Raw genomic sequence first — 2,403 nt, 5'->3', positions numbered from 1 at the left:
CCGGTGGTGCGTCGGCCGGTGGTGCGTCGGCCGGTGGTGCGTCGGCCGGTGGTGCGTCGGCCGGTGGTGCGTCGGCCGGTGGTGCGTCGGCCGGTGGTGCGTCGGCCGGTGGTGCGTCGGCCGGTGGTGCGTCGGCCGGTGGGGCGGCGAACTGCGGAGCCGAGGCGGGCTTGTCCGGTGCGGCCCCGTCAGCCGGTGAAGCGGCGGGCGCCGGGGCGGTCGGCCCGGCCGCCGCCGGACGCGCCCTCACCGGCACCGGCGGCGACAGCGCCCGGCAGGCGGACGCCCAGGTCACCGCCGGGGTGCCGCGGCTGGTCATCCCAACGCCGAGCGGGCGGCCGTTCACGCAGGCGGACGCGGTCCGGTACGCGGCCGAGCCCTGGCTGGTTTTCGCCTGCGGACGCTACGAGGGCATCGACTCCCGCGTCGCCGACGAGGCCCGCACCCGGATGCCGGTGGACGAGGTCAGCCTCGGCGACTTCGTCCTCGCCGGCGGGGAGGTCGCGGTGCTGGTGATGGTCGAGGCGATCGGGCGCCTCCTGCCCGGCGTCCTCGGCAATGCCGACTCCGTCGCCGACGACTCCTTCGCCCCCGGCGCCATGGAGTCCCTCCTGGAGGGCCCCGTCTACACCAAGCCGCCTGTCTGGCGCGAACGGCCTGTTCCGGACATCCTCCTGTCGGGCCACCATGGTGCGATCGCCCGCTGGCGGCGCGACGAGGCGCTCCGCCGGACGGCCCGGCACCGTCCCGGACTGCTCGCCCGTCTCGCACCCGAGGCCCTCGACGAGCACGACCGGGACGTCCTCCGGGAGGCCGGTTTTCCGGTTGACGGCGAAGGTATGGCAGACTAAAGCGTCCGTGCGTCCAGACCGCACGGCACCCCAAGACCACTTTCCGCGGCGCGACGCCCCCACGCAGGACCACCGGGGCCTCTCGACGCCCGCGTTCGACCACGAGGAACCGCTGCGATGCACACCCTGATCCAGGAGATCGAGAAGGCCGCGATGCGCGCCGACGTCCCGGACTTCCGTCCGGGCGACACGCTGAAGGTGCACGTGCGCGTCACCGAGGGCAACCGTAGCCGTATCCAGGTCTTCCAGGGCGTGGTGATCCGGAGGCAGGGCGGCGGCGCCCGCGAGACGTTCACCGTCCGCAAGGTCAGCTACAGCGTCGGCGTCGAGCGGACGTTCCCGCTCAACAGCCCCTCGATCGACAAGATCGAGATCGTCACCCGCGGCGACGTGCGCCGCGCCAAGCTCTACTACCTGCGCAACCTGCGCGGCAAGGCCGCGCGAATCAAGGAGAAGCGCGAGCGCTGAGGAAAAGGACTCATCTGAGCGATGAACCACAACGCCCCGGGTACCCGTAGGAGGGAACCGGGGCGTTGCCCGTTTCGGACGAAGATGCCCGGCCCGGTGCCCGGCGACACGCCCATGGGCGGCGCCGTTCGGGCCCTGCGCCGCTAGGCTTTCGCTCTGATGACTGACGAGGATGATCGGAGAGACGTGCGATCCGAGGCCGAGGGCGCGGTGCCCGAAGAGAAGGAGCCCGTGAACTCGGCCGAAGAGACGGCCGAAGACTCCGAAGACGACGGCAAGCGCAAAAAGAAGAAGCAGGGCTCGTTCTGGAAAGAACTGCCCGTCCTCATCGTCGTCGCCGTCGTCCTGGCCCTTGTCATCAAGGCGTTCGCGGTCCAGGCCTTCTACATTCCGTCCGGCTCCATGGAGAACACCCTCCAGGTCGGCGACCGCGTCCTCGTCAACAAGATCGTCTACCACACGCGGGACATCGCCCGCGGTGACGTCATCGTCTTCAACGGCCTCGACTCCTGGGACCCCGAGGTCCAGGTGGAGGAGCCCACCAACCCGATCTCCAAGGCTTTGCGCGCGGTCGGCACCGCCTTCGGCGTGGCGCCCAACGAGAAGGACTACATCAAGCGCGTCATCGGGATCCCCGGCGACCACGTCAAGTGCTGCGACGCCAAGGGCCGCGTCACCGTCAACGGCGTCCCGCTGGACGAGAAGTCCTACGTGTTCACCGACCCGATCACGCATGAGCAGAACAAGCCGTCCAACGACCCGTTCGACGTCACCGTGAAGCCGGGCCAGCTCTGGGTGATGGGCGACCACCGCGAACTCTCCTACGACTCCCGCTCCCATCGCGGCGACCCCGGCGGCGGCACCATCCCGATCGACCGCGTCATCGGCCGCGCCTTCGTCATCGTCTGGCCCCTGGACCGCCTGGGCACCCTCCCGATCCCCGACACCTTCAAGCAGCTATCAACTCTCCAACACCGACCACGAAGACGACGGCGTCAGTCTCGCCCGCGCAGCGCTGGACGAGGCAGGGCCGGATGCACCGGCCAAAGCCCGCGCGCTCTACCTTGACCGAGTCGCGTGGGCA

Annotated in this window: 2 protein-coding genes and 1 pseudogene; all 3 read left to right on the top strand. The window is 70.4% G+C overall.

Features of this window, described 5'->3' with window-relative positions:
* Positions 1–260: 260 nt before the first annotated feature.
* Positions 261–851, top strand: a pseudogene (trmD, locus tag E1293_RS46355) (tRNA (guanine(37)-N(1))-methyltransferase); the annotation flags it as partial.
* Positions 852–968: 117 nt separating this feature from the next.
* Entirely contained in the window at positions 969–1,319 is a 351-nt protein-coding gene (rplS, locus tag E1293_RS46350) for a 50S ribosomal protein L19 (RefSeq protein ID WP_132206431.1), read from the top strand.
* A 186-nt stretch (positions 1,320–1,505) separates the two neighbouring features.
* Positions 1,506–2,387, top strand: a complete 882-nt coding sequence (gene lepB, locus E1293_RS46345) for a signal peptidase I (protein WP_243717567.1) — start codon at positions 1,506–1,508, stop codon at positions 2,385–2,387.
* Positions 2,388–2,403: the final 16 nt, after the last annotated feature.

The organism is Actinomadura darangshiensis (assembly GCF_004349235.1).
GTDB lineage: Bacteria > Actinomycetota > Actinomycetes > Streptosporangiales > Streptosporangiaceae > Spirillospora > Spirillospora darangshiensis.
Note: the sequence above shows the minus strand (reverse complement) of the source record. Positions and strands in the feature narration are given on the sequence as shown.

Bases quoted from the DNA above. Each gene is read 5' to 3' on its own strand.
- rplS (WP_132206431.1), top strand. From the start codon at position 969: ATGCACACCCTGATCCAGGAGATCGAGAAGGCCGCGATGCGCGCCGAC.